Genomic DNA, 1,745 nt, shown 5'->3' on the forward strand with positions numbered 1-1,745 from the left:
AGGTGAAAGTCCTCTTCCGGGAGATGCCCGCTCCCGGTAGTCGAAGGTAACTGCGTCGCCGTGAGGCGGGGTGGAGAGCAACCGGAGACGAAGATGCAGTCCGTAGGATGACGAACTCGATTCGGCCGGGCGTAGCGACGAGCTTGCCGAGGAAAAGCGAAGTCCAGACCCGGAGACCGTCGGGGCGAACCCATAAGAGCGGTCACCGGGGAGCCTGTCACGCTGGGCGGGCAGCGCAAAAGCGATGACAGGGCGCGTCAGGTGGTTGGAGACGGAATGCATGGAAGTGAGTGCCACGTGAATCGGGGAGACCTGCCCGATGAAAGGTTGGTGTTCATTGCCCTTAGGCACGAAGAGCCAGTCGGGCAGGAGTCAGAGCGTTCATAGTAGCGATGAAGCGGGGTAATGCCCGTGGAGCGAAGGGACGCAGGAAGGTGGATGGGCAAAGCCCACAAAGAGCGAAAGGAAACTCGTGTCAGTGTCTGAAAAGACTAAACAAACGGGAGAAACCCGGCCCAGAGACTGGGCGTGGGTGGAACGTTCCGTGTGGACGGAGCGCATGCTGGAGGCCCTCGAAAAGGGGGTGAAAGGAGGCGTATGGTTCAGTCTGATTGATAAGGTCTACAGGCCCAGTACCCTGTACGTTGCATGGCTTACAGTGAAGGCCAACAAGGGAAGTGCAGGAACGGACCGCCAGAGCATCCGGGACTTTGAGCGCAACCTCGATGACAACCTCACCCGACTGCATCAGGAACTGCGGGAGGGCAGGTATTGTCCAAGACCGATCAGACGGGTCTACATTGACAAGCCAGGTTCCAGGACCAAGAGGCCACTCGGTATTCCCTGTGTGCGAGATCGCGTTGTCCAGGCCGCCCTTCGCCTTGTGATTGAACCGATTTTCGAGCGGGAGTTCGTTGAAACAAGCTATGGATTCCGGCCAGGGCGAGGGTGCAAAGATGCACTGAGAGAGGTCGATCGCCTGCTCAAGGCGGGACACGTCTATGTTGTGGACGCCGATCTTAGCTCGTACTTTGACAGCATTCCGCATGGTCGACTCATGGACGAAGTGCGCAGATACATTGGAGATGGAAGAGTTCTGGCCTTGATCGAGGCCTTCCTCAAGCAAGACATTGTGGAGGGTCTAGTCCATTGGAGTCCTGAAAAAGGGGCTCCGCAAGGGGCGGTGATCAGCCCCCTGCTGTCCAATGTTTACCTGCACTCGATCGATGTTGCCGTGAGAGAAGCCGGCTTTTCCATGGTGCGTTACGCCGATGATTTTGTCATTCTGTGCCGCAGCCATGGGGAGGCTGAAGCAGCCCTTGGGCTTGTTCAACAGCTGTGTACAGCCAAAGACCTGAGGCTGCATCCCGAAAAGACCCGATTGGTCGATACCACAGTACACGGCTCGGGCTTCGATTTTCTCGGCTATCACTTTGAGGGGGGTACTCGTTGGCCCCGCAAGAAGAGCCTGAAGAAGCTTCGAGACACAGTGCGGGCCAAGACCAGACGGTGTAACGGACACAGCCTGGAGTTCATCATAGCGGATGTCAATCGAACTCTGCGTGGATGGTTCGAGTACTTCAAACACTGTAATCGGAGGACCTTTCCAGCCATTGACGGCTGGGTTCGCCGCCGCTTGCGATCCATCCTTCGCAAGCGGAGCAAGCGTCGAGGGATCAGTCGGGGGTGGGACCACAGTCGCTGGCCCAATCGTTTCTTTCGGGACCATGGGCTTTATAGCCTTG

General features: G+C 57.5%; 2 protein-coding genes. One reads left to right on the top strand and one right to left on the bottom strand.

The features are described 5' to 3' along the window. Positions 1–194: hypothetical protein (locus tag ABJK56_RS01120; protein WP_347242826.1), on the bottom strand; the 194-nt coding region annotated here is incomplete at its 3' end. 284 nt (positions 195–478) lie between these two features. Between ABJK56_RS01120 and ltrA the strand changes: the two genes are divergently transcribed. Then, positions 479–1,745, top strand: a 1,267-nt coding sequence (gene ltrA, locus ABJK56_RS01125; RefSeq protein WP_347242827.1) for a group II intron reverse transcriptase/maturase, incomplete at its 3' end; no start/stop codon positions are given.

Source organism: Thermogutta sp., from assembly GCF_039793925.1.
In the GTDB taxonomy this organism is placed as follows: Bacteria; Planctomycetota; Planctomycetia; order Pirellulales; family Thermoguttaceae; genus Thermogutta.